At 48.7% G+C, this 25,830-nt stretch carries 26 protein-coding genes and 1 tRNA gene; 4 read left to right on the forward strand and 23 right to left on the reverse strand.

The window, feature by feature from the left end:
• Positions 1-58: 58 nt before the first annotated feature.
• From agaB to KPC83_RS06355, 9 genes are all read right to left on the reverse strand, one after another.
• On the reverse strand, positions 59-541 hold the full coding sequence (gene agaB, locus KPC83_RS06315) for a PTS galactosamine transporter subunit IIB (protein WP_216278413.1): 483 nt from the start codon (positions 539-541) through the stop codon (positions 59-61).
• A 66-nt stretch (positions 542-607) separates the two neighbouring features.
• Positions 608-892, reverse strand: coding sequence for a preprotein translocase subunit YajC (yajC, locus tag KPC83_RS06320; RefSeq protein WP_216278414.1), 285 nt, complete (start codon positions 890-892; stop codon positions 608-610).
• Positions 892-1,335, reverse strand: a complete 444-nt coding sequence (locus KPC83_RS06325) for a PTS sugar transporter subunit IIA (protein ID WP_216278415.1) — start codon at positions 1,333-1,335, stop codon at positions 892-894. Before KPC83_RS06325 ends, yajC begins: the two co-directional genes overlap by 1 nt.
• A gap of 393 nt (positions 1,336-1,728) precedes the next feature.
• Positions 1,729-3,069, reverse strand: coding sequence for a D-alanyl-D-alanine carboxypeptidase family protein (locus KPC83_RS06330; RefSeq protein ID WP_216278416.1), 1,341 nt, complete (start codon positions 3,067-3,069; stop codon positions 1,729-1,731).
• Between the two features lie 64 nt (positions 3,070-3,133).
• Entirely contained in the window at positions 3,134-4,192 is a 1,059-nt protein-coding gene (locus KPC83_RS06335; protein WP_253200896.1) for a TatD family hydrolase, read from the reverse strand.
• Complete coding sequence (gene rsmA, locus KPC83_RS06340) at positions 4,185-5,084, reverse strand: 16S rRNA (adenine(1518)-N(6)/adenine(1519)-N(6))-dimethyltransferase RsmA (RefSeq protein WP_216278417.1); 900 nt, start codon at positions 5,082-5,084, stop codon at positions 4,185-4,187. Before rsmA ends, KPC83_RS06335 begins: the two co-directional genes overlap by 8 nt.
• A 55-nt stretch (positions 5,085-5,139) precedes the next feature.
• Entirely contained in the window at positions 5,140-6,747 is a 1,608-nt protein-coding gene (gene metG, locus KPC83_RS06345; protein WP_216278418.1) for a methionine--tRNA ligase, read from the reverse strand.
• A 120-nt stretch (positions 6,748-6,867) separates the two neighbouring features.
• On the reverse strand, positions 6,868-7,788 hold the full coding sequence (gene rsmI, locus KPC83_RS06350) for a 16S rRNA (cytidine(1402)-2'-O)-methyltransferase (protein WP_216278419.1): 921 nt from the start codon (positions 7,786-7,788) through the stop codon (positions 6,868-6,870).
• A gap of 15 nt (positions 7,789-7,803) precedes the next feature.
• The gene (locus tag KPC83_RS06355; protein ID WP_216278420.1) at positions 7,804-8,940 is read right to left on the reverse strand and encodes a glycoside hydrolase family 5 protein; all 1,137 of its coding nucleotides are present in this window, start codon (positions 8,938-8,940) and stop codon (positions 7,804-7,806) included.
• A 326-nt stretch (positions 8,941-9,266) separates the two neighbouring features.
• On the opposite strand from KPC83_RS06355, the gene KPC83_RS06360 reads away from it, so the two are divergent.
• The 4 genes from KPC83_RS06360 (at position 9,267) to KPC83_RS06375 (ending at position 12,833) form a co-directional block, all read left to right on the forward strand.
• Positions 9,267-9,923: a ZinT/AdcA family metal-binding protein gene (locus KPC83_RS06360; protein WP_253200902.1), complete on the forward strand. Its 657-nt coding sequence runs from the start codon at positions 9,267-9,269 to the stop codon at positions 9,921-9,923.
• 94 nt (positions 9,924-10,017) lie between these two features.
• Positions 10,018-11,370 carry a metal ABC transporter solute-binding protein, Zn/Mn family gene (locus tag KPC83_RS06365; protein WP_216278421.1) on the forward strand — a complete coding sequence of 451 codons (1,353 nt, stop codon included), beginning with the start codon at positions 10,018-10,020 and terminating at the stop codon, positions 11,368-11,370.
• The gene (locus tag KPC83_RS06370) at positions 11,357-12,028 is read left to right on the forward strand and encodes a metal ABC transporter ATP-binding protein (protein ID WP_216278422.1); all 672 of its coding nucleotides are present in this window, start codon (positions 11,357-11,359) and stop codon (positions 12,026-12,028) included. The genes KPC83_RS06365 and KPC83_RS06370 overlap by 14 nt, the downstream gene beginning before the upstream one ends.
• Positions 12,021-12,833: a metal ABC transporter permease gene (locus KPC83_RS06375; RefSeq protein ID WP_216278423.1), complete on the forward strand. Its 813-nt coding sequence runs from the start codon at positions 12,021-12,023 to the stop codon at positions 12,831-12,833. Before KPC83_RS06370 ends, KPC83_RS06375 begins: the two co-directional genes overlap by 8 nt.
• Positions 12,834-12,991: 158 nt before the next feature.
• On the opposite strand, the gene KPC83_RS06380 is transcribed toward KPC83_RS06375, so the two are convergent.
• From KPC83_RS06380 to cpaB, 14 genes are all read right to left on the reverse strand, one after another.
• Positions 12,992-14,632 carry an LPXTG cell wall anchor domain-containing protein gene (locus tag KPC83_RS06380; RefSeq protein ID WP_216278424.1) on the reverse strand — a complete coding sequence of 547 codons (1,641 nt, stop codon included), beginning with the start codon at positions 14,630-14,632 and terminating at the stop codon, positions 12,992-12,994.
• Between the two features lie 807 nt (positions 14,633-15,439).
• A tRNA-Phe gene (locus KPC83_RS06385) sits at positions 15,440-15,515 on the reverse strand.
• A gap of 112 nt (positions 15,516-15,627) precedes the next feature.
• Positions 15,628-15,951, reverse strand: a complete 324-nt coding sequence (locus tag KPC83_RS06390) for a hypothetical protein (RefSeq protein ID WP_216278425.1) — start codon at positions 15,949-15,951, stop codon at positions 15,628-15,630.
• Positions 15,948-16,442, reverse strand: a complete 495-nt coding sequence (locus tag KPC83_RS06395; protein WP_253200903.1) for a hypothetical protein — start codon at positions 16,440-16,442, stop codon at positions 15,948-15,950. Before KPC83_RS06395 ends, KPC83_RS06390 begins: the two co-directional genes overlap by 4 nt.
• Before the next feature lie 90 nt (positions 16,443-16,532).
• On the reverse strand, positions 16,533-18,605 hold the full coding sequence (locus KPC83_RS06400) for a hypothetical protein (protein ID WP_216278426.1): 2,073 nt from the start codon (positions 18,603-18,605) through the stop codon (positions 16,533-16,535).
• Positions 18,577-19,143, reverse strand: coding sequence for a TadE family protein (locus KPC83_RS06405; RefSeq protein ID WP_253200904.1), 567 nt, complete (start codon positions 19,141-19,143; stop codon positions 18,577-18,579). Before KPC83_RS06405 ends, KPC83_RS06400 begins: the two co-directional genes overlap by 29 nt.
• Before the next feature lie 70 nt (positions 19,144-19,213).
• Positions 19,214-19,507, reverse strand: a complete 294-nt coding sequence (locus KPC83_RS06410; RefSeq protein ID WP_216278427.1) for a hypothetical protein — start codon at positions 19,505-19,507, stop codon at positions 19,214-19,216.
• 16 nt (positions 19,508-19,523) lie between these two features.
• Positions 19,524-19,976 (reverse strand): hypothetical protein, encoded by a 453-nt coding sequence (locus KPC83_RS06415; protein ID WP_216278428.1) that lies wholly within the window; start codon positions 19,974-19,976, stop codon positions 19,524-19,526.
• A 60-nt stretch (positions 19,977-20,036) separates the two neighbouring features.
• A complete protein-coding gene (locus KPC83_RS06420; RefSeq protein ID WP_216279288.1) occupies positions 20,037-20,207 on the reverse strand; it encodes a Flp family type IVb pilin in 171 nt (56 codons plus the stop codon).
• A gap of 65 nt (positions 20,208-20,272) precedes the next feature.
• Positions 20,273-20,917, reverse strand: coding sequence for a type II secretion system F family protein (locus KPC83_RS06425; protein ID WP_253200906.1), 645 nt, complete (start codon positions 20,915-20,917; stop codon positions 20,273-20,275).
• Positions 20,914-21,831, reverse strand: coding sequence for a type II secretion system F family protein (locus KPC83_RS06430; protein ID WP_216278429.1), 918 nt, complete (start codon positions 21,829-21,831; stop codon positions 20,914-20,916). Before KPC83_RS06430 ends, KPC83_RS06425 begins: the two co-directional genes overlap by 4 nt.
• Positions 21,819-23,138, reverse strand: coding sequence for a CpaF family protein (locus KPC83_RS06435; RefSeq protein ID WP_216278430.1), 1,320 nt, complete (start codon positions 23,136-23,138; stop codon positions 21,819-21,821). The genes KPC83_RS06430 and KPC83_RS06435 overlap by 13 nt, the downstream gene beginning before the upstream one ends.
• A 16-nt stretch (positions 23,139-23,154) precedes the next feature.
• Positions 23,155-24,978 carry a P-loop NTPase gene (locus KPC83_RS06440; RefSeq protein ID WP_216278431.1) on the reverse strand — a complete coding sequence of 608 codons (1,824 nt, stop codon included), beginning with the start codon at positions 24,976-24,978 and terminating at the stop codon, positions 23,155-23,157.
• On the reverse strand, positions 24,971-25,753 hold the full coding sequence (gene cpaB, locus KPC83_RS06445) for a Flp pilus assembly protein CpaB (protein ID WP_216278432.1): 783 nt from the start codon (positions 25,751-25,753) through the stop codon (positions 24,971-24,973). Before cpaB ends, KPC83_RS06440 begins: the two co-directional genes overlap by 8 nt.
• Positions 25,754-25,830: the final 77 nt, after the last annotated feature.

Here is a 25,830-nt window from a genome sequence, read left to right on the forward strand (position 1 = left end):
GACGAAGCGAATCGTACAGGTGCAAATCGGGTTTTTCCGATTTGCGAGGACACAAACTTTAGGCGAAGAGCTTGCCCGTATCCTCTACCGGCGTGCTCGGAACACGCCTAATCTCTAACTCCACCCCCAATTCCTGCAGCTCACGGAAGGCGGCAACATCTGCGTCATCGACTGCTACCGAGGTAGCAACCTGCCGCTTTCCTTCCGACATATGCATATTGCCGATGTTTACCTTACGTATAGGTACCCCACCCTTAACGAGCTTCAGCACGTCTTGTGGAGATTCGGCCACGATAAAAATCTTCTGCTGCGGCGATGCCTTACCAATCACATCGATGGTCTTTTGCAGCGAGAAGAAGCGCGTTTGGACGCCCGTGGGAGCGGCCATTTTCATAAGATTCTGACGCATGGTGTTGCCAGAAACCTCATCGTTTGCAACGAGGATGAGATTTGAACCAATGGTGGAATTCCACTGGGTGGCAACTTGGCCATGAATCAGGCGGTTGTCGATTCGGGTTAACAAAATGTTAGGTTCTGCCATTGCGATCCGGTTCCTTTCGTGTTCGCGTATGACTACAACAAGCGGGAATTTCCCGATTATTGATACTTACCGGTCAATCTGCTGAATAGCGTAGCGAGAAACATCAAGCACAGCGCCTGAACGCACCTTGACGGCTACTCGGTCACCATCAATCTCTTTGACAGTGCCAAAAATGCCACCGCCAAACATAACTTCTTGACCAAGCTTAAGATCGGCGTGCAACTCCTTAAAGTAGGCACGCTTTTTTTTCATGTTAAGCTGCGACCAAATGGTATATGCCACGCCCAGCAAGACCAACATGCCAAGCATGACCAAAGAGGACGCAAGGATATAAGGTCCCAGCGCCTCCATTAGATGCCGTCCTCATCTGAGAAGTCATCATCTTGAGAAGGCTCCAAGGAAGCCAAGCTATTGCGTGTAACGCCCATCTGTCCGACAGCTACAGCCTGCTCTGCTAAATCGGCAAGGCTTGATGCGCCAGAACGGGTAAGCAACAATTCAATAAGCATGGGCAGGTTAGTACCGGTAATAATTTCTACCTCATCAATTGACCCTGCAGCCATCATGGCTTGATTAAAGGGAGTACCGCCTAGCAAATCAACAAAAACAAGAACAGCTTCGCACTCGGCACGCATTGCCTCAATAGCTGCACGTAAATCATCACCATAGCTTGCAGCCTGTGAACCTTCAAAAGGAACAATCTCAAAAGCGGGTTGATCGCCAGCTACCATATCGATAGCGCTCTTAAGACCATTTGCAAACTGACCGTGGCCGGTGAGAATAAAACCAATCACTGTCTAAACCTTCTTTCTTTGACACGCTCTTTGGTGTCAAGTGGTAGTAACCACGTGATAAGTTAATCCCATAGTAGCAGATACAAGCCATGCGTCAATTAAGAAGGCCGAGAAATGTTTACGCTACCATTCACCGGCAAATTTATACCGTTTACCCGATTGACTTGACTTCTACCTGCGGTTTCTTTCTGCGAAATTTGGCGCGTTGCAAATCTTGATTTTAAGGGCAAAAACGGCGCGAAACTGGTATGAATAACGTAAGACCGTTGATAAATTATGAAGTGGACTTTTTAGACCTATGCTCAGGTAAGAGACTTATTTATAAAAAACCTGAATCAAAATATAATCACTTTTATTCAGTTTTGGCACACCCAAAGCTTCGCTTAATATCAGTTAAACTTGGTCAAGCTCAAGCGGAGAGGGTACTTCAAAAAGTTGCTCTTTCATTGCCGTTGTTTGTTTTCCTGTTATAAAACGAAGCGCGCGATCAAACTGAACAAGCAGCCACTCAAACAGGTTAGGACCGTCTTGGTTCTCTGCCGCCACAACCTCCACCTCAGCAAGCTCACGTTGACCCTGGCGAAGCTTTAGTGTGCCCAAGCTATCACCCGTATGAACTGCTCCTGTTACCTCTTGCACTTGGAGCTCTTCTTCAACCGGATCCGCTAAGCTAAAAATAGGTACTGCCTGTGTTGGGTTTTCAATGGTGGCGCCCACCGTCTTGTCAGACCAACCAGCATGCGCCACACGCGCAACCAGCGGTGTGCCATCGGCTGCTGTAGCGCGTGAGGTTAACAGGGGATAGAGCACCATGTGCTGGTAATACCACGCAGCAAGAGCACGCGTGTCATCCCAACGCTCATCCTCGGTAGGACTACCCAGAACAACCGTATAGATTTCGCCGCCAAGCTCTTGTGTAAATGCACCCACAAAACAGTCAAGAGCAATGTAGGTACCGCCCGTTTTACCACCGATATTTCCCTCTTGACCTCGTATTTTATTACGGTCGATGAGGCTAATATCGCGCATAGCTCCATCTGCACCTTCAACCGTGATGACGGTATTTGAGTCTTCTTCAAGCGCGCGAAAATCATCACGCTGCATTGCATAGGCAAACATAGTAGCTACATCGCGGGCAGAGGAGTGCATATTGCCCTCCCAACCATCAAAGTCAAGGCCATGGGGGTTTTCAAAAAGCGTATGCACCATCCCCAGCTCTTGCGCCTTGGCATTCATGGCATCAATAAAACTTGCATAGGGATTATTACTTGTGGGGTCTATCTTTTTTCCCACGCTTGTTGCAATTGCCATAGCGGCATCGTTTCCTGATGCCATGAGTAAGGCTTTGAGTGCCGTCTGCAAACTGAGCTTATCACCTATTCTAAGCTCAGCCGAGGACTGACCAACCTTTGCTGCAGGCTCGTCTACCACCACCGTATCATCAAGCGCGGCGTGTTCAAGTGCCACAATCGCTGTCATAACCTTGGTAATTGAAGCAATCTTGACCTCGGTGTCAGCCGCACGCTCAAAATAAACGGTGCCATCTTTTCCCACCACAATCGCCTCAGGGCAGGTCAAACTTGGCGTGTCTGCCTCGGTAAAGCCACCTTCTACAACGCTGCGCCCAACAATTACGTCACTTTGCAGGCGCTCTGCAAAACTGAGGTTCGGAAGCAGCATGCAGCTGGTAAGAAACGATGCGATAACGAGCATATAAGTAGCAAAACGACGCATACGGTAGAACTCCTCACTGCATGACTTGGGCATACCTCACAACGTGGCAGCACGCCCTCCTATTCTAGTGCAAGCTCAAAAGATGACGGGCATTTTCATAAGCTGCTAAAAGAATAGCCTGGGGGTCTTCATCACGTTTCTCAGCACGATAGCGGCTCAGGGTATCTGCGGTAAAACCAATACATGCCGGCTCACACTCTATTCCGCGCACCGGCATGGGAGCCATGTACGGGCAGTCGGTTTCAAACAGTATGCGGTCAAGCGAACATGCTACAAAGGCTGCCCGCAGCTCATCATTGACCGAAAACGTTGCAGCGCCACCAAAAGCAATATGACAGCCCAAATCAACCGCTTCTTGCATGGTGGCGGTGTCTTCGCAAAAACAGTGTAAGATACAACCAGCCTTGGGGACACCTACGCTTCTGAGCAGGTCAAAAGCATCACGATGTGCTTGACGCTTAGAGTCTAAGGCATCGTTTCTAAGGTGAAGCTCTACCGGAACATGTTGGGCGAGTGCCACCTCAAGCTGCGCTTGCATAACGCTTATCTGCAACTCACGCGGGGCGGGTGCGATGTTGTCGTCATGGTCTATGTGATAATCAAGCCCAATTTCACCTACACCAACACAGTATGGGTCGCACAGAGCCTGAGCTAGCAATGCCGTATGTTTAGAGGTATAGCGCGAGGCACCGTAGGGGTGTACGCCCACCAAGTAGCCAATGTTGTCAAAAAGCGTAAGCGGACTACTATTAGCAACCGAGCTGTTAGCAAGCGTAGAGGTGTCGCCTGGCGGCAAGGTATCTTCTTTTGCACAATCAAAGAGCAGTGCATTTTCTTTAAGATATGTCTCTGTCATCTCGTGAGCCGCAGCTATCCAACTACGCAGCTGCTCTTGAAAATGCTCCAAGCTTAAAGTATCTCCGAGAGGGTCAAACAGTGTGGTAAGCTGGCGCACGCCCGCAAGCTCCGCACGAGCAAGACATACCGCCGGGTCCTTCTCCCAAAAACAGGTAAGGTGCGCATGCGTATCGGCCAGAGCAACTGGAAGTTGCGGTGCCTCATATTGTTTTAGCTTCTTTTTAACTCGCTTCTCAAAACAAATTGGCAGCTCAAGTTTAGTCACAGCGTTTCCCCTTATGCACTACACCAAGTGCCACAAGTGCTGTAGCAAGGCGAATAAAATCAGGCAGCGCCAAAGTCTCACCCCGCGAGGTGGCAGCTATGCCACTTTGCTCAAAGGCTGCATCGAGCAGGGTCTTATCAAATCCTGCAGCCGTCATAGAATTTCGCACGGTTTTACGACGCTGAACAAAACACGCATCGATAACCCGCTCAAGCGCGGCCAGCTCAAGCTCAGCCGGAATCTCAAACCCATCATATGTTGTTCGCCTGTCAAGACGTATTACTGCCGAGTCAACATGAGGTGCAGGCATAAAACAGCGCGGAGGTACCTCAAACCGACCAGTTACCTGTACGTATAAGCCCAGCTTTGCGGTGTATGCGCCATATGCCTTAGTACCTGGATGCGCGGCAATGCGATCCGCTACTTCTTTTTGTACCATGACCACGCAACGCTTAAGGGTTGGAAACTTAGCTATATAGTCCAGAATAAGTGTGGCTGCTACGTTATAAGGAAGATTAGCTACAAAAAGTTCTGGCTCGCCGCCGGCATGGGCAACAATCTCTTCTGCCGAAATCTGCAGTGCATCTCCCAACATATAGGTAAAATGCGGGTTGGCGGCGGCGTGATTTGCCAGTACAGGCTCTAAATCGGTATCCATTTCAAGAGAGATAAGCTGGGCTGCCTCCTGCAAAAGAGCCAAACTCAGAGTTCCAATACCAGGACCTACCTCAAGCACCCGCTCAGTGCCGGTTAACTCTGAGAGCGCCATAATCTTCTCGATAACGTGATTGTCTACCAAAAAGTTCTGACCAAAACGATACTTTGTTGTGAGGCCATAGGCATCAAGCAGCGCACGTGTTGCCGTGGGGCTCGCGAGCAAAGAGGTAGTCATGGATACCGGTTCTTTCTCATAAAACAGCTACGATGCAGCAAAAGAATGCACCGAGCTATACACGTGGCTCATCGTCTAAGCGCGGGAAAAGCGCCTCACCCTTCTCAACGGGCATACCTCCCGCAAAACCACCCCATAGCACCAGCTCATTAAGGGTTTTGCTTCCCACTTCTGCCTCGCATGACATACGGCGCAGTGCCTCAAGCGACGTAGACGGCATAAAAGGACTTAAGAGGTGAGCCGAGATACGAATAGCTTCGAGCAGGTTATAAATAACTGCTTGAAGTTCATCAGCGCGGGCAGCATCCTTGGCAAGCGTCCATGGCTCACTGTCTTCAATGTAGTGATTTGCTGCATGGATAAGCTCCATAACCTCAGCCGCTGCATCACCATAGGCAAAGTTTGCCATCTTGCTGGCATAGCGCTCATACAATCCAGCCGCAAGCTCAGCCAGCGGATTAGCGCTGCTATGCTCTGGGCGCACCGGAGACGTGCCACCAAAATACTTAGCACTCATGTTAAGCGAGCGTGAAATAAGATTTCCCCAGCTATTAGCAAGGTCGGCGTTATACACCTGACGCATACGTGCAAATGAAATAGCACCATCGGTACCTGGCACCACGTCGGTCATAAAGTAATAGCGATAGCCCTCAACACCCAGCATCTCAATAACTTCACGTGGGGCAATAGCATTACCCCGGCTCTTAGACATTTTTTCGCCCTTGCCGGTTTCTTCATTGCGCACCATCAAAAAGCCGTGGGCAAACACCTGCTCAGGCAGCTTTGCACCAATTGCCATTAACATGGCCGGCCAAATAACGCAATGAAAGCGAATGATGTCTTTGCCCACCAGATGAACTTGCGCTGGCCAGCGGTGAGCAAGAACAGCATCATCTTCGGCGTTTGTTCCTCCATAACCTACGGCAGTCATATAGTTGAGCAGTGCATCAAACCACACATAGGTCACGTGCTCAGGGTCAAAAGGAACCGGGATACCCCAGTCAAAGGTGTTGCGCGAAACCGATAAGTCGTTCAGGCCGCCTGCAACAAAACTTTTTACCTCATTCATGCGAAAACTTGGTTGCACAAACTCAGGATGCTGCTCATAGAGTTCAAGCAGGCGATCTTGAAAAGCTGAGAGCTTAAAGAACCAACTCTCTTCTTGAACACGTGTTAGCTCGCGGCCGCAATCAGGGCAAAGATGAGCACCCACTTGTCCGCTTGCTTCGGCTGCTTTAGCAACCTGCGTCTCGGTAAAAAATGTTTCATCGGGTACGCAATACCACCCATCGTAGCTGCCCTTATAGAGGTAGCCCGATTCACGCATCTGCTCCCAGAGGTGTTGTACCGCCTGTGTTTGGCGTGGCTCAGTGGTACGAATAAAATCGTCATACGAAATTTCGAGCTCTTCCCACAAATCTTTGAAGTGCGGAACTTGACTGTCACACCACGCTTGCGGGCTTAAACCATGTGCATCAGCAGCCTCAGCAACCTTTTGACCATGCTCGTCCATGCCGGTCAAAAACTTAACATCAAAACCCGCCAACCGACGAAAACGCGCCTGTACATCAGCCATGATAGTTGTATAGGCTGTGCCTAAATGCGGGGCAGCATTCACGTAATAAATAGGTGTCGATAAAAAGTAAGATGGTGCTTCTGGCATAACCGAGACCTCTCTCTGGGGTCAAATCTTCAAAACTCTAGCTATGGTACCTCAAAGCAAGCTTTTACAACCAGTTTGTAAGAGGAAGATATACAGAAGAGCAACGATATGCGAAGCGATTTAGTTGCCAAGCTTTTCCTGCCGCGCAAGCAACTGCTCATAAACCTCACGCTTGCGCACAGAATATTGCTGGGCAAGACGTTTAGCTGCATGCGTTGGCGACTCCCCTGCAGCAAGCGCCGCATCAATGTCTGCCTCTAAACGCTCTGTATGCGCGGCAGCAAGATTGCTCCCTTTGATTTCTGTTTCTCCTGCGGCGGGTGGTGCTATCACCAGCACTATCTCGCCTTTAAGCTCTGGGCGCGCTAAAAACTGCTCCGCAAGCTCAGCAGCACTACCACGCACAATCTCCTCGTGGAGCTTGGTAAGCTCCCGACATACGGCGCACATGCGCGTAGGTAGAACCTCGGCAAGCGTCTTAAGACTTGTTGCTATGCGATGCGGCGACTCATAAAACAAAAGCGTTGCTGGTACACCCGCCAGCTCGTGCAAACGCTTGAGCTGATCACCGTGTTTGCGCGGGAAAAAACCAGCAAACAAAAAAGCATCAGTGGCTAAGCCGCTTGCTACCAGTGCGGTAATACATGCAGACGGTCCAGGAATTACATCAACAAGCACGCCTGCCTCGCGAGCGGCATTGATAAGCAGCTGCCCTGGGTCTGAAATGCTTGGCATACCAGCATCTGAGGCATAGACCACCTGTTGACCAGCTGCAATACGCTCCAAAATGCGTGGTAGACGTGCAGCAATAGTATGCTCGTCAGCCCGCATGAGCTCAGGCGTTGCGCCAACATGAGCTAACAATTTGGCAGTTACCCGCGTATCTTCGCAGCACACCACATCAGCTGCACAAAATGCCTCAGCAACGCGAGGGCTCAAATCGCCGAGATTGCCAATGGGTGTTCCTACAACCATCAAACGACCCATCTGTGCAACTGGCTTGCCCGTACCCTGCTCTACCTCGTTGTTTAGTAATGCCATAACAATCCTTGCTCGCTATTCCAGCATGGCGCGCTCAAGGGTACCGAGTGCAACCCGCGCGTCCCATGCAGGAATCCGTTTTTCTGTTTTCCACGTTTGAAAAAACCAGCCAGCACACTGCTTAAATGCACTCAACTGATTAGCTATAAACACCCGCTCATAAGCAGCACGACCCTCGGGTGTTACCCGCGAGCTTGACAGCACTGCCGCGCCTGACCACTCACCAACAAGCACGGGAAAGCCCGTCTGTTGTGCCAGCTCAATACTTGCTTTTGTGCGCACAATTGCCTGTACAATGCCTTTCGGCGAGGTTATATCTTGTGCAAACTGGTCGCGATAATGATATACATGCACGTCAATCATGATATTTTCGTAGGTAGACCCACGCATAAAACCACGCCACCGCTCGGGATGACCCGAGTCAGAAAAGATAATAGCCTTGCTTGCTGGCATATGAGCACGAATACGTGCATAGGCGTCGCGATAGTAATTTCTTAAGTAGTGAATAGGAATACCATCACTCATGGCAAAAAGCCCCTGGCGTACCCGCATCACAGGCGCGTCCAAGAGCTCAATTCCTGCTAAGGCATCATCCTCTCCATAGCGTATAGCCAGCTTTTCGAGCACTTCAAGCGCAGCGTAACGACCATTATGCGAGGCATGCCACTCGGCAATATAGTTTGGTGCCGTAGTAGGTTCATGGGCATCGCCCTGACCACCGGGAACCGTCGCGAGTGTTAGTATCACAGCAATCTCATACTGATTTGCCCATTCAAAGGCTCTATCAATATAGTCAATAAGCGGAATATAGGTCTTCCCTTCTGACTGCACGCCAAAGGCATACCACGGCACAGGAATACGCACTGCATTAAGGCCGATAAGCGCCATACGGCGAAAGTCCGCCTCGGTGATAAAGCTTTCCAAATGCTGGCGGAGACGCTCATTATACTCAGTTGTGCCCAAGGCCTGCTGTAGCTCCTGCTCGGTTGAGGCACCCGTTCCCTCAAACAGCGTTGGACAAACCCACGGCTCAGGAATAAGCCAGCCCGACAGATTAGCGCCTCGAAGCTGACCATAGGCAGGGAGCTTTTGCTTGCGGCGACGCAAACGCACGCGATTTATGGCAGCTTGTCTCAGCGTTTGAGAATCCATCACATGCCCCATTTCCAAACAGACATAGTTGAGCATTTTCTAACTATGGTATGACATATGTGCACACAAAAGAGCCGAGGAAAACACCCTCATACAGGCTTCACGCACCCACGATAGCACTCACCCAGTTCCTGTGTTCGTTTCATGTATTGTTTGCTTTAGTTAACTTTAGCTGTATCGCACTGCAACAATGCAGATAACAAAAAGTTAGATAGTTGTAACTTTTACATCACTTCTTCTTTTTGTTGGTGTGCAAGCTCTGTACACCTTATGCCGGCGCTTTATCTATCCGTGTTCACGATTCACTACTCAGGATTGGAGTCCCCGTGAAAACACACCGCGTACTTGCCGCAACAACTATGCTCGCCTTGAGTCTTACGCTTGTCGCCTGTAACAACAAGCCAGCACCTGCAGGCAGTAGTTCAAAACCCGCTGCCGAGACATCGCAAGGTTCTGCGCCTATGCAAAAAGCCCCTGCTAAAACCAAGGTTTCTCTTGCTGACTGGGAGGGAACTTGGAATGGTTTTCATGGCTACCTAGACAACCCCGAGCTTGATAGCACCTATGAAGAGGTTGCCGGGCGTGACAGCAAAAAGGCTGACGAGGTAAAAGCTGAAATTAAGAAAAAAGTTGCCGCAGATTTTACGGGCATCACCATCAAGGGTGACAAGATTTCTTTCCTTGATGGGTTTGAGAAAGATGGCGGCAAGGAGCTAAGCTCTGCAACATATAGCTTTGTTGAGTCTCGCAAGGTTACCCACGGTGGTGCCGAACTTGAATGGGATATTTTCAAGGCAAACGAAGCTGATGCCCCCTACCCCTACATGGTACTTATGCCAGTACACGGCGAAGAAGAGCTCGTGCACTTCCACCTGCGCTACGGCAATAGCATTGATGACATCATGGCACGCGACGATTGGTATCCCACTTTTGTAGCCCCCTCCTCAACTATGGGCCAAATTAAGGAAGAAATCAAAGAGTAGCTGCCGTTTTTCTGTAGGCGAAGTCCCCCTTCGCACCGATGAACTCGTCTCCTTTACCGCCCCAGTAAAGGAGACGAGTCTTGTAAGGAAACCTATGTACGATTATGCATATACCCGACGCGCTGCCCTCAAGCTTGGCTTTGCCGCAAGCACGCTTGGTCTCGGAGCCCTGCTTGCGGGCTGCACGACACCGCGAAACACCGACGGTCGTCCCCTTATATTTGCTTCGTTTTATCCGGTTGTTAACCTTGTACAAGCAATAGTTGGTGAAACCGCCGATGTACGAGCCTTTATGCCCACCAACAAAGACCCACATGCTTGGGAGCCAACACCTCGACGCATGGCTGAGCTCGCAGAATCTGACGCCTTGATTCTCAATGGTGCCAATATGGAGCGCTGGGCTCCTCAGGTGCGCAATGCCCTACCTCAACTCCCTATACTCACCTTATCGGATAGCATCGACCTCATCACTTATAAAGGCGCTGCAGCCATGGGCGAATTTCAATATATGGCTCGGCTTGAGCTTGAGAGCGGTACCTACGGCTTTGAGTTTGGGCACACCCACGAAGACATTATGCGCGTTGCCTTTTTTAAGCCATCCAGAACTAGCTCACTTGAAGAACTGGTTGCTGCAGGCCGCGAAATCATGCGCGAACAAGGGCAGGTAGTAGCGCAACACAAGACCTTTACGGTTAAAGAAAAACAGGTGTATGCGCTCGAAATGGGGCATGAGTCGGGCTACATTGGCTTCACGCTACCCAGCAAAGGTCCTTGGGTTTTGATTGCTGACCGTGCATCTGAGTCGTTACTCTCCTACCGCTTGGTTAATAACGAAACCGATGCTGTGGATATTCCTGCAAAGTCGCTCCTTGAGGGTTCGTCATCTGGGCATGACACGATTACTTTTGATCCACATTCTTGGCTGAGTCTACTCAATGCCAAACGCGCATGCAACGCGCTCTACGATTATCTGGTTGAACGCTACCCGCAGCATGCGGACATCTATCGCAAAAATAAACGCAAGATTGTGTCTCGCCTTACCGAGCTTTCGGCTGAATATGATCAAAAGTTTGCAGAGCTTGAACGGCGAGAATTTGTAGTTACGCATAACGCGTATGCCTACCTTTGTCGTGACTTTAATATTAAACAATACCCCTTACAGGGACTCACCTCTACCGAAGCGCCCGCACTTAAAACCATGCGCAAGGCCATCAGTTTTTGCAAGGAGCGCCATATTCGCACAATATTTTATGAGCAAGGGCAAAGCTCAAAAGGTGCCGATACGCTCGCCGCAGAGATTGGTGGTGCAACTTGTCCGTTGTGTTCGATGGAATATGTTGCTGACCACGATGGTGCTGATGCTGGTGGCTACGTTGAAATTATGAGGTCCAATATCGAGGCAATTTATCAATCTTTGTATGAGGAGGGTACCCATGCACATTCTTGAGATACAAGATTTACGCTTTGGTTATACCGCAGAGCCTGTGCTCCAAGGGGTATCTCTGAGTATTGCAGCTGGCCAGATGGTCTGCATCACAGGCGAAAATGGGTCAGGTAAATCAACCTTATTAAAGCTTTTACTCGGCGAGCTCACGGGATATAGTGGCGAGATTAAACTTTTTGGCAAAGCACAAGGACACGCAAGCAACTACGCCCATATAGGCTATGTGCCGCAAGCAAGTGTTATGGACAAAGTTGCCTTTCCCACCACCTGCCGTGAGCTGGTAGTGCTTCAGTTGCAACGTCAATTTGGTTGGCCGCATACTCCTCGTAAGGCTCAGCTATGCAAAGCCGATGCCATGCTTGAGCGCATGGGGCTTAAACCCTATGCACGCACACCGTTCAATGAGCTATCAGGTGGGCTGCAACAACGCGTTATGATTGCACGAGCGCTCATGAGCAAGCCAAAGCTCCTTGTGCTTGATGAACCTACTGCCGGGGTTGATGTTGAAAGCAAGGCTCAGTTTTTGCAGCTACTCACGGAGATTCATGAGCGCGATGGCCTCACCATGCTCTTTGTTTCGCATGAACTTGATTTTGTGACGCGTTATATCGACTTTGACGCGATTCACCGTATTGAGAACGGAAGGATTGTCCATGCTTGAGTTTGAGTTTATGCAACGCACGCTTATTGTGGGGTGCATGCTGGCAATTGCCTTACCGCTGCTCGGTATTGTTATGATTAACCGCAAAACATCAATGGTTAGTGATGCGCTCTCGCATATTTCGCTCACTGGTGTGGGCTTGGGTCTTATTTTTGGCTTTGATCCTGTTATTGGAGCTGTGATAAGTTGTGTGGTAGGCGCACTCTATATTGAGCGTATCCGCGAGAAAATGCCACAATTTGGCGATATGGCTGTTGCAGTCACGCTTTCTGCCGGACTTGGTTTGGCCGTTATTTTGGCCGATTTAGCGCCTGGCGGAAATACCTTTGAGTCGTATCTCTTTGGCTCAATATCTTCTGTAACAGCGAGTGATGTCATGAGTTGCGCCGTGATTTTTCTTTTAGTTGTTGGCATAAGCATATTCTTGTATGCCGACTTACAAGACGCTGCAATTAACGCAACTTTAGCGCGACTTGCAGGTGTTAAAGTGCGCGTGGTTAACACCATCTTTACCGTTTTAAGTGCACTTTTAATTGGACTTGCCTGCAAGGTTGTGGGCGCATTACTCGTCGTATCTATTGTGACACTTCCGGTTGCTTGCGCACTTATCATTAGCAGGAGTTATATACAAACCTGTCTTATTTCGGTTGCGGTGGGTTTAACGGCAACACTGAGCGGTTTAAGCTTCTCATATTACGTTGATGTTCGCCCCGGCGGCTCGATTGTAGTTGCCTGTGTCATCTTGATTTTGGCGTTTTTAGGCTTGGAAAAACTGTTGCGACGCCGACGCTGCCGACAGCTGTAGTAAAGCAATGGCTTTCTGCCTAGTCACAGAGATACAACTGTCCACACTTTGTATCTTGCTAGCAAAAACCCTGCCCTCGTACCTTATAAACTCTAGGAGCGAGAACAGGGTTTTGTAATTCACGAACAAATCAATGTACCGTGATGCCAAAATAACGCTTACTTGCGCTTCTTATTAATTAAAGCAGCCACTGCGGTAGCGCCAAGACCACTAAAACCAGCAAGTAAGGCCTGCGCAAAACTTGCATCACCAGTTTGAGGCAATGCTTTTTTCTTAACAGTTTTCTTTTTCTTCTGAGATATTGTTTTGTCTTTTGCTGCCGGCTCCTTCTGATTACCAGGCATCTGAGAGCCGTCGGTGTTGTCGCCGTTGTTGGCGCTTTGGTTTATTCCAGAGCCATTAGCACTATCACCAGCGTTATTACCAGAACCGTTATTGCCGGTATTGCTAGTATCGTCATTGTTATTGCCAGAGTTGTTATCGGTGTTGTTGCCGGTATTCCCTCCGGTACCACCATTGATATCATCACCAGTGTTGGCATTACCGCCAGCATTGTTTTCTGTGTTACCACCGGTAGAATTGTTATCGGTGTTGTTGCCGGTATTCCCTCCGGTACCACCATTGATATCATCACCAGTGTTGGCATTACCGCCAGCATTGTTTTCTGTGTTACCACCGGTAGAATTGTTATCGGTGTTGTCGCCGGCATTCTCTCCGGTACCACCATTGGTATCATCGTCAGCGTTATCAGGCGCGACTGCTTTCAAAAGCACATAGAACTGCTGCCACACGTATTTATTATCACTTATCTCAAGGGTATCACCTGAAAGTTTATAAGCGCCAAAACTCACCGTTTCGCCACTCGCGCTCTCATAGCCCTCAGGTACTACAAAGCGAATTTTATAGGTACCTGTAGGGATATTCAGGAAACTAGCTCTAAACCCTTCTTTAATTTCAGCCACTGTATAGACGTGTCCTTCAGCATCTACCAACTCAATGCTCATGGCACGCGTTATATCCTCGGTTGGATAGCCTTGATTAGCGCCCTCAACACCAGTTCTAATATGAACATTGACCTGAGCTTTATTGGTACCCACAGGAACAGTATCGTTATCATTTGCTGGTGGCAGTTCAGTTAGACGAATATAAAAGGGCTGAAACACACCAGTATCACGCACCTCAACACGGGCATTGGGCAATGTATAAGAGCCCAAACTGCCAGTGCCAACTTTACCAGATTTCGCCATATAGCCTTCGGGCACCGCGTATTCAACCGTATAGATACCCGCAGGAAGATCTGAGAATGTTGCTGAGAAGCCCTCAACCTCTGTGGAAGTATACGTCCTACCCTGACCATCGACCAACCTGATATTCATTGCCCTCGTCAAATCTACTGTAGGGAAACGATTTGGAAATGTGCTCTCATCCGTATTTTTAATATGGACATGAATACCAACTCTGTTGGTGCCTGTCGGATTTGAGGGTTCTACCGAATCATTTGTAGTAGTGGAAGCACTAGGTGCGGGGGGTACAGTTTCAGTGGATGTAGCATCATCTGACACTTCACCAAGACTGTGAGTAACTGCAGTAGTGCCAGCAGTAGGAGCAACAGCTGTACCGCTGCCATCTGTAGGCGAGCTGTCCGTAGCTCCTGCCTCCTCGGACGTAGTTGCTGCATTGTCTGAAGCAACAAGCGGGGTTACGTCAGGTTCATCTGCAAAACTTGGGAGAGCGGCAATGGGAGTACCCAGAAGCACAACCGTAGCAGCTACAACCATCATTGTACGATTTGATTTCATACTAACCTTCTTTCCAGAATAGGAAACAAATGCGAGGCTCATAGTAGCATTTCAAAACAATTAGTAAAGCAGACACAAAGTACAGGTGATAATTTAATTAAGATGCCATAGTATTTTGTAACTACTTCATAGGGTGTTACATATGTTAAATACATGAGTTGTCAATTATATGGCAAAGAGCGAGGGGGGGGGTGAACATTTTAGACTATATAGATTTAATCCCTTCTTGTTATGTTTTTTATGTGACACCTTATCGTGCCGCACCCAGAGCATGTCTACACACTTGGCATGTGCGATGCACCGTGCGCAATGCTATCAAAACAAAGAGCGGTACTGCCAAGTATCTTTATGTTACCAACAAACAGCTCATACACTCGCTATTGCGACTGACTAAAGAGTACATGCTTCTAATTTTGACAGCTCGATAATCGATTTCTAGTGCAAAAATACAGCTTCTTTCTATTAGATAATAATAAAGTAGCGACTTACAAAACCCGTGCGAATCCCACCATCTTTAAGAGGATTCTACTCGGAGTTAAAATAACCGCACTGAGCCATAGGCTTTTCGTAATGCACCGCCAAAGTTCCTCGACACCGCCATAGAGTTCCACTTCTCAGCGGCTCGACACGCATCTCAAGATCCTGCACAAAGACAAAAATCTATCCTTCTCAGGTTGTCCTTTAATCTTGCTATCAAGATATAAAAAGAAGGGTTATATAGACACACATTTTAAAACATAGTCCTAGTATACAACCTAGAAGACAAATAAAATAGGGAGCCAACTGGCTCCCTATTTGCAGTTTAGCTGGTGGCCAGAAAGGGACTTGAACCCCTGACACGAGGATTTTCAGTCCTCTGCTCTACCAACTGAGCTATCTGGCCAGTGATGCTACCAAAATGACAGCTCGATAACTATATCAAACTGCACAATATGGTCAAGCATAAATTTAGCCGACTTCTCTGCAAGAACACACTCAGGGCACGGTGTACTACGTTAACCCACATGAAAACGCTCTAAAATAAGCTCTGCCCTCTTGTCTCCCACCATACAACCAGGCCCAACATTTTCGTGCAGAGCAATTACCTTGCCACAACCATCTATGAGCACAATATCCAAATGCTGCTTCATGCCAAAGGTATGTACCGACGAGCAGTGTGGAAGTGCTAATACAGTTGGCACTCCTGCTTCGTTGTAGCCTGGCAAAATAAACATCCCAAATAGACGCTCAAGATACTTATCTGCCATCACAACATAACTTGGCGCCCAGTCAAGCGCTTGAATAACCTGACAACTCGTTTCCCAAAACCAGTTTTTCATACCAATGCCCCCGGTCTCCAAGGGTCTACAACTACCTCTCTGGTATGAACAAGCCAGTCAGGTGCACCCAAACGAATTCCGGCAAGTACTAAACCCTGAGGCCATGGCCTATATTTGAGCCGGCAGGTATATGCGCACAAACTCCCCACCAGCGACAACAGCGATGTACCTTGAGGACCTGCCCCTATATCTCTAGCTGAAACTTCAATTTCAACCTCATAAGGCTCAAGCGCCTGAATGAGCTCATGCTGAATAGTTGATGTTGCCCCTGCAAATGCTCGGTGCTCATCTCCTCTTGGTGAGCTACCATGTGCCAGCACAATATCGGGAACCACTCTATCAAAGCGTGCAACTGCCGCATTAAACGTCATAAGGTTATACACAATCAGCCCCACAACTATGAGTACCGGAAGAACCAGTGCAAGCTCGAGTGTTGCCTGAGCTTGTTCTTCACGCCACATGAATACCAACACCCATAGCAATAAAATCATATGCGGCTTTAGCTTGCTTCAAGCACCATATAAACGCAGGCTCTACGCTCTTAACCTCGCCCTTTGCCCTAAGTTGTTTTGAGTCCCACATTAGCTACCAGCTCCCACTAAATCCTTTAATCGAATAGTCAACGGAATACTCTTACCTCCAGGAACAGGAATTTCTGCTACCGTAAACTCTGTTGACGCAAGAACATCAACAGCTGATATACCAACTGCTTGTAACATTGCATGAGGGTTGTTGGAACTTAATGGAAGCGACCGAATAAAAGACTGTACATTTGAAAGCGCCGGAATATCTGATTTATCAATAACGTGCTTGCTATCAGTAAGCACGGGTTTTCGATAACTCAAATCAACTGGTTCAAGACCAAAACTGTCAAAAATAGCACGTGCGCGGTCTCCGAGCCAGCGAGCAATCGAACCTACCCCAAGCGCATCAAATCCACTTAGCAGCTTTTCAACTGCACTGTTAAGTTCAGCATGCATGTCTCCGTATCCCATAAGTAAACGACCCCACAAGCCCATAACATCACCCACCAGCGTGAGCACTGATGAACCGGTTTTTTCTTTAATACGACTTACAAATGAGGCTAACGCATTATGAGAAGAGCTTGCAGGGTCTTTAGCGAGAACTGCCGCAGCAAGTGCCAGACGCGGCTCAGGAGCAACCGCATGATTAAACGATTGTTCGAGCGCTGCAGGACTAGTGACACTTTGCTGCAACACACCTGCGATACAACCAAATCGACCAGGCGGCGCAATCTTTGGTCGCTTGCTAACAAGCGCCGCTAGAGCCTCCTCAAATACATTGCTACTCGATTTTGCCTGCTCTTTGGTTGAACGCTCTAATTCAAGCTCAGTATTACGAGCTGCAGCGTATATCCGCAGCGCCTCAAAACACTTATGCAAGTGATATTCAAACCCATTTGAAATATGTGAAGAAGCAAGTGGTGTTTTCCCTAAATCACCCACACCAAAGTGGCAGTATGGACATTCACAAACACTCCCCGACTCAAGCATAGCTAGTGAAGCAAGTGGCCCAGCACTACCTTTTGCTCCAGGGCAACGGGCAGAAAAATGAAGCGTTAATCCTGCTGGCTCTTGAGTAGTTGGCCACACAGCATCGGTATACAGACGTGTCGCACGCACATCAGAGGTATTTTTGGGCAGATTAGGTAACTCACAAATAACCCCCTCATCAGTCTCTTCAAACCGAGCTTGCTCAAGCTCTGATAGTGCAAACTCATAAAATGCGTGACGTGCAACAGCATCAACCTGTGCTTCAAGACCACCCTGCCCTGCCGTATCGTTTAGTTTTCGCCAAGCATAATATGCACGAGCGCGCGTTAATGCCACCACAGGTGGCCAAGTAATACTCGAGGCATAATCTGGATTATCTGCATCAGATAATCCAGAGAGCTTTCCTGCGCGCTCCTGTAGATTCATGCCGTCTTGGCCGCAATCAGCTAGCCATGCAACTCGTTTAGCATCTTCACTTTTTTCTTGCGCCTCCCGTAGCTCATCAGCCGCATCATCAAGTTTTTGCGTTGTTGCTTCAAGCTCATTAGTTGGAACTTGATTATCTCCAAGACCCAGAAACTTTGAGGCAGATATTAGCGGAACCGGGATTGCTACCCCTACGTGCCTAACAGCCGACGAGTTTTCTGCAGCAGCTACACGCATGCCATTCATCACAACAAGATAAGGCAGCACGCGCTCTATGGTTTGTAATCCCTTTGAAGCTGACTGAGTAAATTTATTTCTCATCTTAAGAGTTTTAATGCCGAGCTCTATTGCTTTACCAGCTGCAGTGTTAACACCTGGAATAAGCAGGCCAACCATTCCTGCTGCAATTACACAAAAGCCTGTAAGACCAAGACTTAAAACACAGGCGTCAACAACCGTAGCAGCACTGTGATAAGAAGAAATAACATTAGCTCCTGCTAGCGCTGTGGCATCAGCATGTGCCTGAACATCTCCGGCACGCGACAAGCTCCAGCTTGCCAAACTAATTGAAAACACAAGCGCAAGTACTACCAACAGCGCCACTGCTGCTGTTACGGTTGTATACGCCGCCTCTTCAACAAAAAGCTCAATCCCCCACCATCGCCTTGGGCTTGGGTGTAAACAGCTAGTTCCATACCGATACCCACGTATCATACGTTCCCTCCAACCATGATGGTCTGCCTGTATACTTCACGCTCACCCGTATAGGAATAAGGCCATTCTCGTGCGTTTTGCCTGCCAAAAACATAAGCGAACCTAACAACGGTAAAGGGCGAGCCTGACCTTGAATATTCACCTGCACCGCCCCAGCCGTACCACCGCGCTCAAAGCTCACATCCCAATCCTGTTTTGTGCCCTCATGAAAGATAGAAAGGTTAGGAACTGCCTCAAGCCGTCGAAGTGCAAAGTTGGTATATGCAGCATCATCTTCATACGCTGCGGTAATCATGAGACGTGCAAGTTCTCCAGCTGCTGATTCCATAATGGCGCGTGTATAAAACACGCATGCCGGTTGCAATAAAATAATCAGGCACAGCATAAAGACCGGAATAGTTATTGCAGCTTCAACACTTGCTTGAGCGGCTGTTTCTCCACATACCTGCTGCGAAACACGCCCTATCTGTTGCTGAGCACAATCCAGCAGCTGTTCAATGCAGCTCATGCGCCGCACAACATAAGGCTTCTTCCACATAACATAACCAACTCACTTCACGATACAAGCTATCATTAGCACCCTATACCAAGCTTGTTTAATGGTGTTCTTAATACAAAACAAGGTCTGGTACTCCCCGTGCATGAGCTGCATGCGATGCAGCTTGCTCAACTAGGGCAGAGAGCCCACCGTGCGCACTCGCACGCCAAAGCACCGCAAGACCCAAAATAATCACCAACATCATGCTGCATACAACGGCATACTCAAACGTGCCTTGAGCGCTCGTTTCTCGTCCTAATACACACAGGGCTCGAGCGCTCCTTTCTTGCCCTAATGCAAATTGGCCCCAAATGCTTGCTTTTCGACCGTGCACAAACTCACACCCTTTTAAGCTTTGCCCCATATACCCGCCCCTTCCCTCATGACGTGCCCCATAGACGCAGCACCCGGACACTCGTCAGAACTGTTTGCTCATGAGACGCATCGGAGACCATCACTACGTCAACCCACGCATCGTCACCCTGGATAAGTGCTCCCCAAACGTTTCCTGACAAGTCAAGGTAGCCCGCTGTGATAAGCCGCGAACTTTTTTGCTCTTGATATGCCTGCAATACCGTCCTAGCTTGACTAATAAACGCTTGCGAACTTGTCCAAGTACATGCATGCATATGATGCTTGCCGTGCGCCTCATTAAGCTCTTGCAAAAAGTTTTGTGACGATGAGGCTTCTGCTTCAATGCTCTGCATCTGCTCTGCCCAACTAGTTAGCGTCTCACGCGTCTGTTCATCTAAAGAATCATCAAGCAGCTGCTGAGACGAAGCTTTCGTTTGTGCACTCTGCTTAGCCCACCAAAGGGCGCAGGCTGTAAGCATGCAGCAACAGACAAGCACTATCCCAAGCCGCAACCGACCAGTTCTGTTCACCACATGCCATCACAAACTATTGATACCTGAGCTTATAGCGTCCCAGAGCTCGGTAATTTTTCCACGAAATGCAATAATGGCAATGATTGCAATAACCACCAAAACACCTACCAGAATTGCATATTCAGTTGTTCCTTGTGCTCTCTCTTCGCGCATAAGCAAACGGATAATACGCCGCATATCACAGCAAGCTGTCTTATATAAACAAAGAAGCGTATTGTTAGTATCTTGCATAGTTTTCCCTCCTAAATCATCTTGCCTGCTGCAAGAAAAGGACCCAAAATTGATAATAAAAGTGCAGGTAAAATGAGCGTTGCCGTAGGAATTAGCAACTTAACCGGCGCCCGCTCAATCTGGCGCTCAACCTCTGCTCTATGCGCCAGCCGACACACTCGGCTTTGATGCGACAGCGTATCTGCAAGCGGCGCACCCAATATCAAGGCTTGACTTGTTGCTGCCGCAAAGGGCTCAAGTGCTTGAATCTCAAGCTTTCGTGCCACCATATGCAAAGCCTCTGTTCGGCTCTCAATTCCCAAACTCCATCGCACCCAAGCCTCTTCCATAGTCTGACAAAGCAAACTTGAACCATGATCGATATATAGGCGAAGAGCCGCATCAAAGGACATGCCCGCGCTTAGTCCTAACCGAATAATGTCAATCATGTCTGAGACATCACCTAGACCAGGACCTACTGCTGCACCAAACAGCAAGGCCTGCATATACTCAAAAACTGCTTGCATAGTACGCAGCATACGACGCAAGAACTCTACGCACTCATGCATAACAAGGTGTCGTTCCGCGACCAGAACCCCCAACCATCCCCATGTGCTCAATCCATATAACATGCTTGCGCACAAAGACACCGCAACGCTTGACATAAAGACATTCATTCGAGCCCCACTCTCATGATGCGCGATATGATTATCCATGCGAGTGCATTCAAGATGAGGGCGACTATTATGCAAAGCATTCCTGCTGGCAACAATATTCCTTCTCTAAAATCGGGAGAAAGCAGCGAGAGCAACGTCATTAAAGCAACTGGCATAGCAGCAACCATCCGAGCAGATAATCGTGCTTGAGCCGTTTTAACCTCAAGCAAGCGTTTAAGCTCTATACGTGTACCAACAGTATTTGCCGCCTGCGACAACAAGTCTTGAAGTGGGGCGCCTGTTTTTTGTGAAACCTTAAGTGCTATAGCTACCAGCCCTAATCCAGGTGCGCGGAGCCGCTGCAATAAATTATCGAGCGCCTCTGTGGCAGGCACCCCACATTCAATTGAAAATCCCACCCGCATAAATTCTGATTGCAATGGTTCTTTGGCGTGTGAGCCAACAAAACGCATTGCTTGAGCCAGTGAACAGCCTGAGCCTAAAGCAGTTGATAGAGAGCGAAAAGCCTCAGGCATAGCAGCTTCAATTTGTTCACGTTGCTGACGCTTATATTTCATGTGTTTTGAAGCTGCATATATGCTTGGCGCAGTAAGCCCTACACACGCTCCCAAAAAACTCCCTGATAGCACAGCACCTATAGCAGCGCTCACCAAGCTCAGCACGAGATGGACAAAAAGAGCATCAGCGATACTGTGAACATACTTAGTCTCCAACAAAGGCAGCTCGGCTCGCAAATAAAGAGAGAGCATTTCTTGCACCAGTGTATTTCTCATAAGAGGAAGTTGTTCTAAATGAGCACGTATACGAGTAAAACAAATTAAAGATTTTTGTTTAGGTAGTGTTTCATTTTCTTGTATAGGTGCTAGCAAAACTAAGACACTTATCCCAAACATCGAACCTATCAAGATGGACATGATGCTCTCCATGCGCACACCTCCTCCTCAGAAAGCGTTCCTGCACGCAGGGCACGCTCAATAAACGGAGGTTCCCCAATAAGCTCCCACGTCGGCCCCACCGCGTCAAAAGAAACAAATGTATGCAGCTCAACACCACCTGATGCTGCACGAGACACCCCAACAAATGCCGAAACATAGCGCTTGCCCTGTGCCGTTCGCTCACTCATAACAATGCCATCAAGTGCCATTGCAATCTGCTCTTCGATTAACGAACCAGGTAAATCAATGCCGTAACGTGCTAAAAGCGTAAGACGCACAATTGCCTCGTCAGCACTTCCTGCATGCAGTGTAGTGAGCGAACCATCGTGCCCAGTATTCATGGCCTGCAGCATATCAATACACTCTGAGCCACGAACCTCGCCAACAACTATCCGGTCAGGGCGCATACGCAAAGCATTTGCAACTAAATCTCGAATTGAAACTGCTCCTTCACCCTCAATTGAAGCTTCACGAGCCTCAAGACGCACAACATGAGGATGTCGCTCAAACTTCAACTCTGCCGAATCTTCAATAGTAATAATTCGCTCCCCTTCGGGAATCTCACAAGACAAGGCATTAAGAAGCGTTGTTTTTCCAGATCCTGTACCACCTGCGACAGCAATATCCATTCGCACGCGCACCGCAAATGATAAAAGTTGTGCATACCACTGTGGCAGGGCTCCAAGCTCTACGAGCTCGCCTAAGCTGCCAATTCGGTCAGAAAACTTTCTAATAGTGATGAGAGGACCATCGAGCGCAATGGGTGGAATTACCGCATTTACACGATAGCCACAAGCGAGACGCGCATGTACGAGTGGGCTTCGTTCATCAATTCGACGACCAAGAGGTGAAATAATACGGTCGATAATAATCCGAATTTGCTCTTCTGATTCAAAGCTGCTCTCAAACGGATAGAGCTTTCCGGCACGCTCAAAAAATGCCTGGTTATCACCATTAACCATAATTTCAGTTACAGAATCGTCTTCAAGCAAAGGCTGAAGCGGTCCCAATCCTACAATATCGTCAAGAATCTCCTGAACAATCTGCTCACGTTCTTCTTGTGACAGACTTTGATGTATATCGGCATTGAGTACCGCTTCTACCGCTGGATACAGCTCTTGGCGGGCAGCTAAAGGGTCGTTATGTGTTGCAATATGCGCCACCTCAGCAAATCCAACGCGCTCAAGAATTCCCTGCTTAGCATTTGTTTTTATTTCTTGATAGCGCGTTGCTGTATCACTGGCATCATCTGTCTGAACCGATTGCAAACGTTTCTGCAAGCTCATAGCGCAGTCCCTTTCTCTATTTCTTCCAAGGCAGACGCATCTTTGGTCGTGGACGTTCCATATATGTGCGGAGCGCCTCGGGAATCTGCACCTCAAGACCCAATTCCTTGAGCATCTGACTCAATAAGCGCTGAACGTCGAGCGAAAAATTACTCTTTTCTGCAATAACTGACTCCAACTTGCCACGTGCAATAAGCTCTACAGCTTCCTGCCCAGCATCGGCAACACGAGCTTTGCTTTTCAGCGACGTTGCCATTTCAAAACGCAAAGCAAACTCTTCAGTACAGGTAGGAGCCCCCATTTTTGTAACAACACTTATCATGCGTGTTCGCGGAACCCCCAACCGCGCTGCTAACGTGATAACGCGTGCGCCAGAACTTGCCCCCGAAGCTGCAGCAGTGCCCACTACCAGCACACGATTACTTGCCGCCACAGCAGCTGCAACCGCATCTCCCCAAAACGTTGATGTATCTACCAATATGATGTCTGCCAAACCGCGCAGCAGCTCGATAAGGTGCTCAATCGGCTCTCCCATACGCTCAGCAAGCTCAGGCTGTGTAAGCGGCCCCCACAACGTTAATCCTGGTGCTACCTGCATGGCAGTTATCTCTATGTCTTCATCTTCAAGATGCAATGATTGGGAACGACATAGCTTTGAAAGGTCTTTTGCCTCATCAAGACCAAAAAGCCGATACATATTTCCAAACATAAGGTCTATATCAAGCACGGCAGTACGCAAACCCTGTCGTGCTGCTGCCCATGCCATAGCGCAGACTAGCGTTGATTTTCCAACACCACCTCGACCTGAGATGACAGAAATTACAGGCGCAGCATGCACATCTGTAGCTTTCGATTTGTGCGCAACAGCTTTTGGTTGCTCTGATTGCTTGTGTGCTAGATGAACACCATCTGCTTCGTCTAAATCAAAATGCTTTGCTAGGTTCTCCACATAGCTTGTTGTCTGCATTCCCTCGTGCATTACAGGTGCAGCATGCACATCTGTAGCTTTCGATTTGTGCGCAACAGCTTTTGGTTGCTCTGATTGCTTGTGTGCTAGATGAACACCATCTGCTTCGTCTAAATCAAAATGCTTTGCTAGGTTCTCCACATAGCTTGTTGTCTGCATTCCCTCGTGCATTACAGGTGCAGATAGCTTTGAATTGAGTTCGGCAGCAGTCTCATTATTTGTACTAGTCACTGCCGCCGACGAGGGCATATCAACAATTGATACAGACGCCGCACGGGCTGTTGGTGAGACGTGGCTCTCGTCTGCTTGTATGCTCGCAACTTCTGAAGATAGAGTTTTATCCACGTGATTAAAACACCGAGTCGCTGATGCTTTGCCTGCACGGGTGTCTCTATTCATCTCACCTGCATGTTTGTCATACGTAAGCAGACCTTGAGAGCCAAGTTCTTCCTGCACCCCACCTGATGTTGTCTCATGCAAAGCTGCCTGAGCCGAAACCCCTTTCGCGCCCACTTCACCAGATAGCGGCTCAGCATGATAGACAACATCTTCTGCAGCAATTACCTCACCTGCACCCGCTTGAAAAACACGTGCTATAAGAGCTGGGTCAAGGCGGTCAATAACAACTAAAATCTGCTCAACTCGACCCGACTCATGCAAGCGGCTCACCATAGAAAGCAAGGTCTCATCTCGTAGACCACGGCTAGAAAACAGCACACCAGCTGCCCTATCAGGAAGAAGCTGTACCAAGAGAGCAACATCAAGTGGAGCGCATGAACGCAACAATCGACAATCAGGTGCACGCAGCTGTACTTCACGCGTCATCTGAGGACCATCTAACACGTTATGTACGATAAGCCAAATATCACTCATGAGTCTCACTCCCCTCTTGATTCAATGCACTATGCTGTGCAGTATCTTGTTGAATCGCCTCTTGCTCCACACGAGCATGCTCTGATTCCACAGGTTCTATCGCTACAGCTCCTGTGCGCTCATGCGCAGCAACACTCTGGTCTGCTGGGCCTTCACGAGGGCGAACCAGTGAGATAGTTCCTTGAGTATTTGCAATTAAAAGCTCTTGCACGTGCTCCGGCAGAACTCCCAAAGTGACCCATGACAAACCGTCTACTGCACCTGTTGCCAAGCAGCTTGAATCTGCTACGCAGGCGCTACAAATCTTGTCGGCGGCGCCATTGCGCGACACATACACATCAACCGCATCACCGCGCGCAAGGGTTCCACCAAGTGCATGCTCATCGTCAGTTGAAATAGACACAGCACTCATACCGCGTGGCACATCAATCGTGGCTGTAGACACCTTAAAATATGTGGGGCAAAGCACCGCACGTTTAGGTATAGGTTCGGTTGCCGTCTTACCAAGCACTTGATGCAGATTTTGCTCAGCAGCAGGCGGCAGCATGCTCGCCAGCCACGATTCCATCGCGACATTGCCCTCATCTATAGGCTCCCCAGCATCTATATCTCGCGATGCAACCACGACGCTCACATACTCACCGCCAAATGCAGCAAGCGCCTCCTCACGCTCCCGCGCCGCCTCAGACCGAATAAACTCAGCATGCATAATCGTCAAAAGAGCAGCCGCGACTCCAGCACACAGGCTGAGTATGATGCGCGTTCGTTTGACCATTTCGCCTCCGTCTCTTCGGTCGGTAGACTCATTTTTAGCCAACAACGCTTGCAACAATTTAGGAACGCTCGTCAAAA

Origin of the sequence: Collinsella sp. zg1085 (assembly GCF_018889955.1) — a bacterium.
Taxonomy (GTDB): domain Bacteria; phylum Actinomycetota; class Coriobacteriia; order Coriobacteriales; family Coriobacteriaceae; genus Collinsella.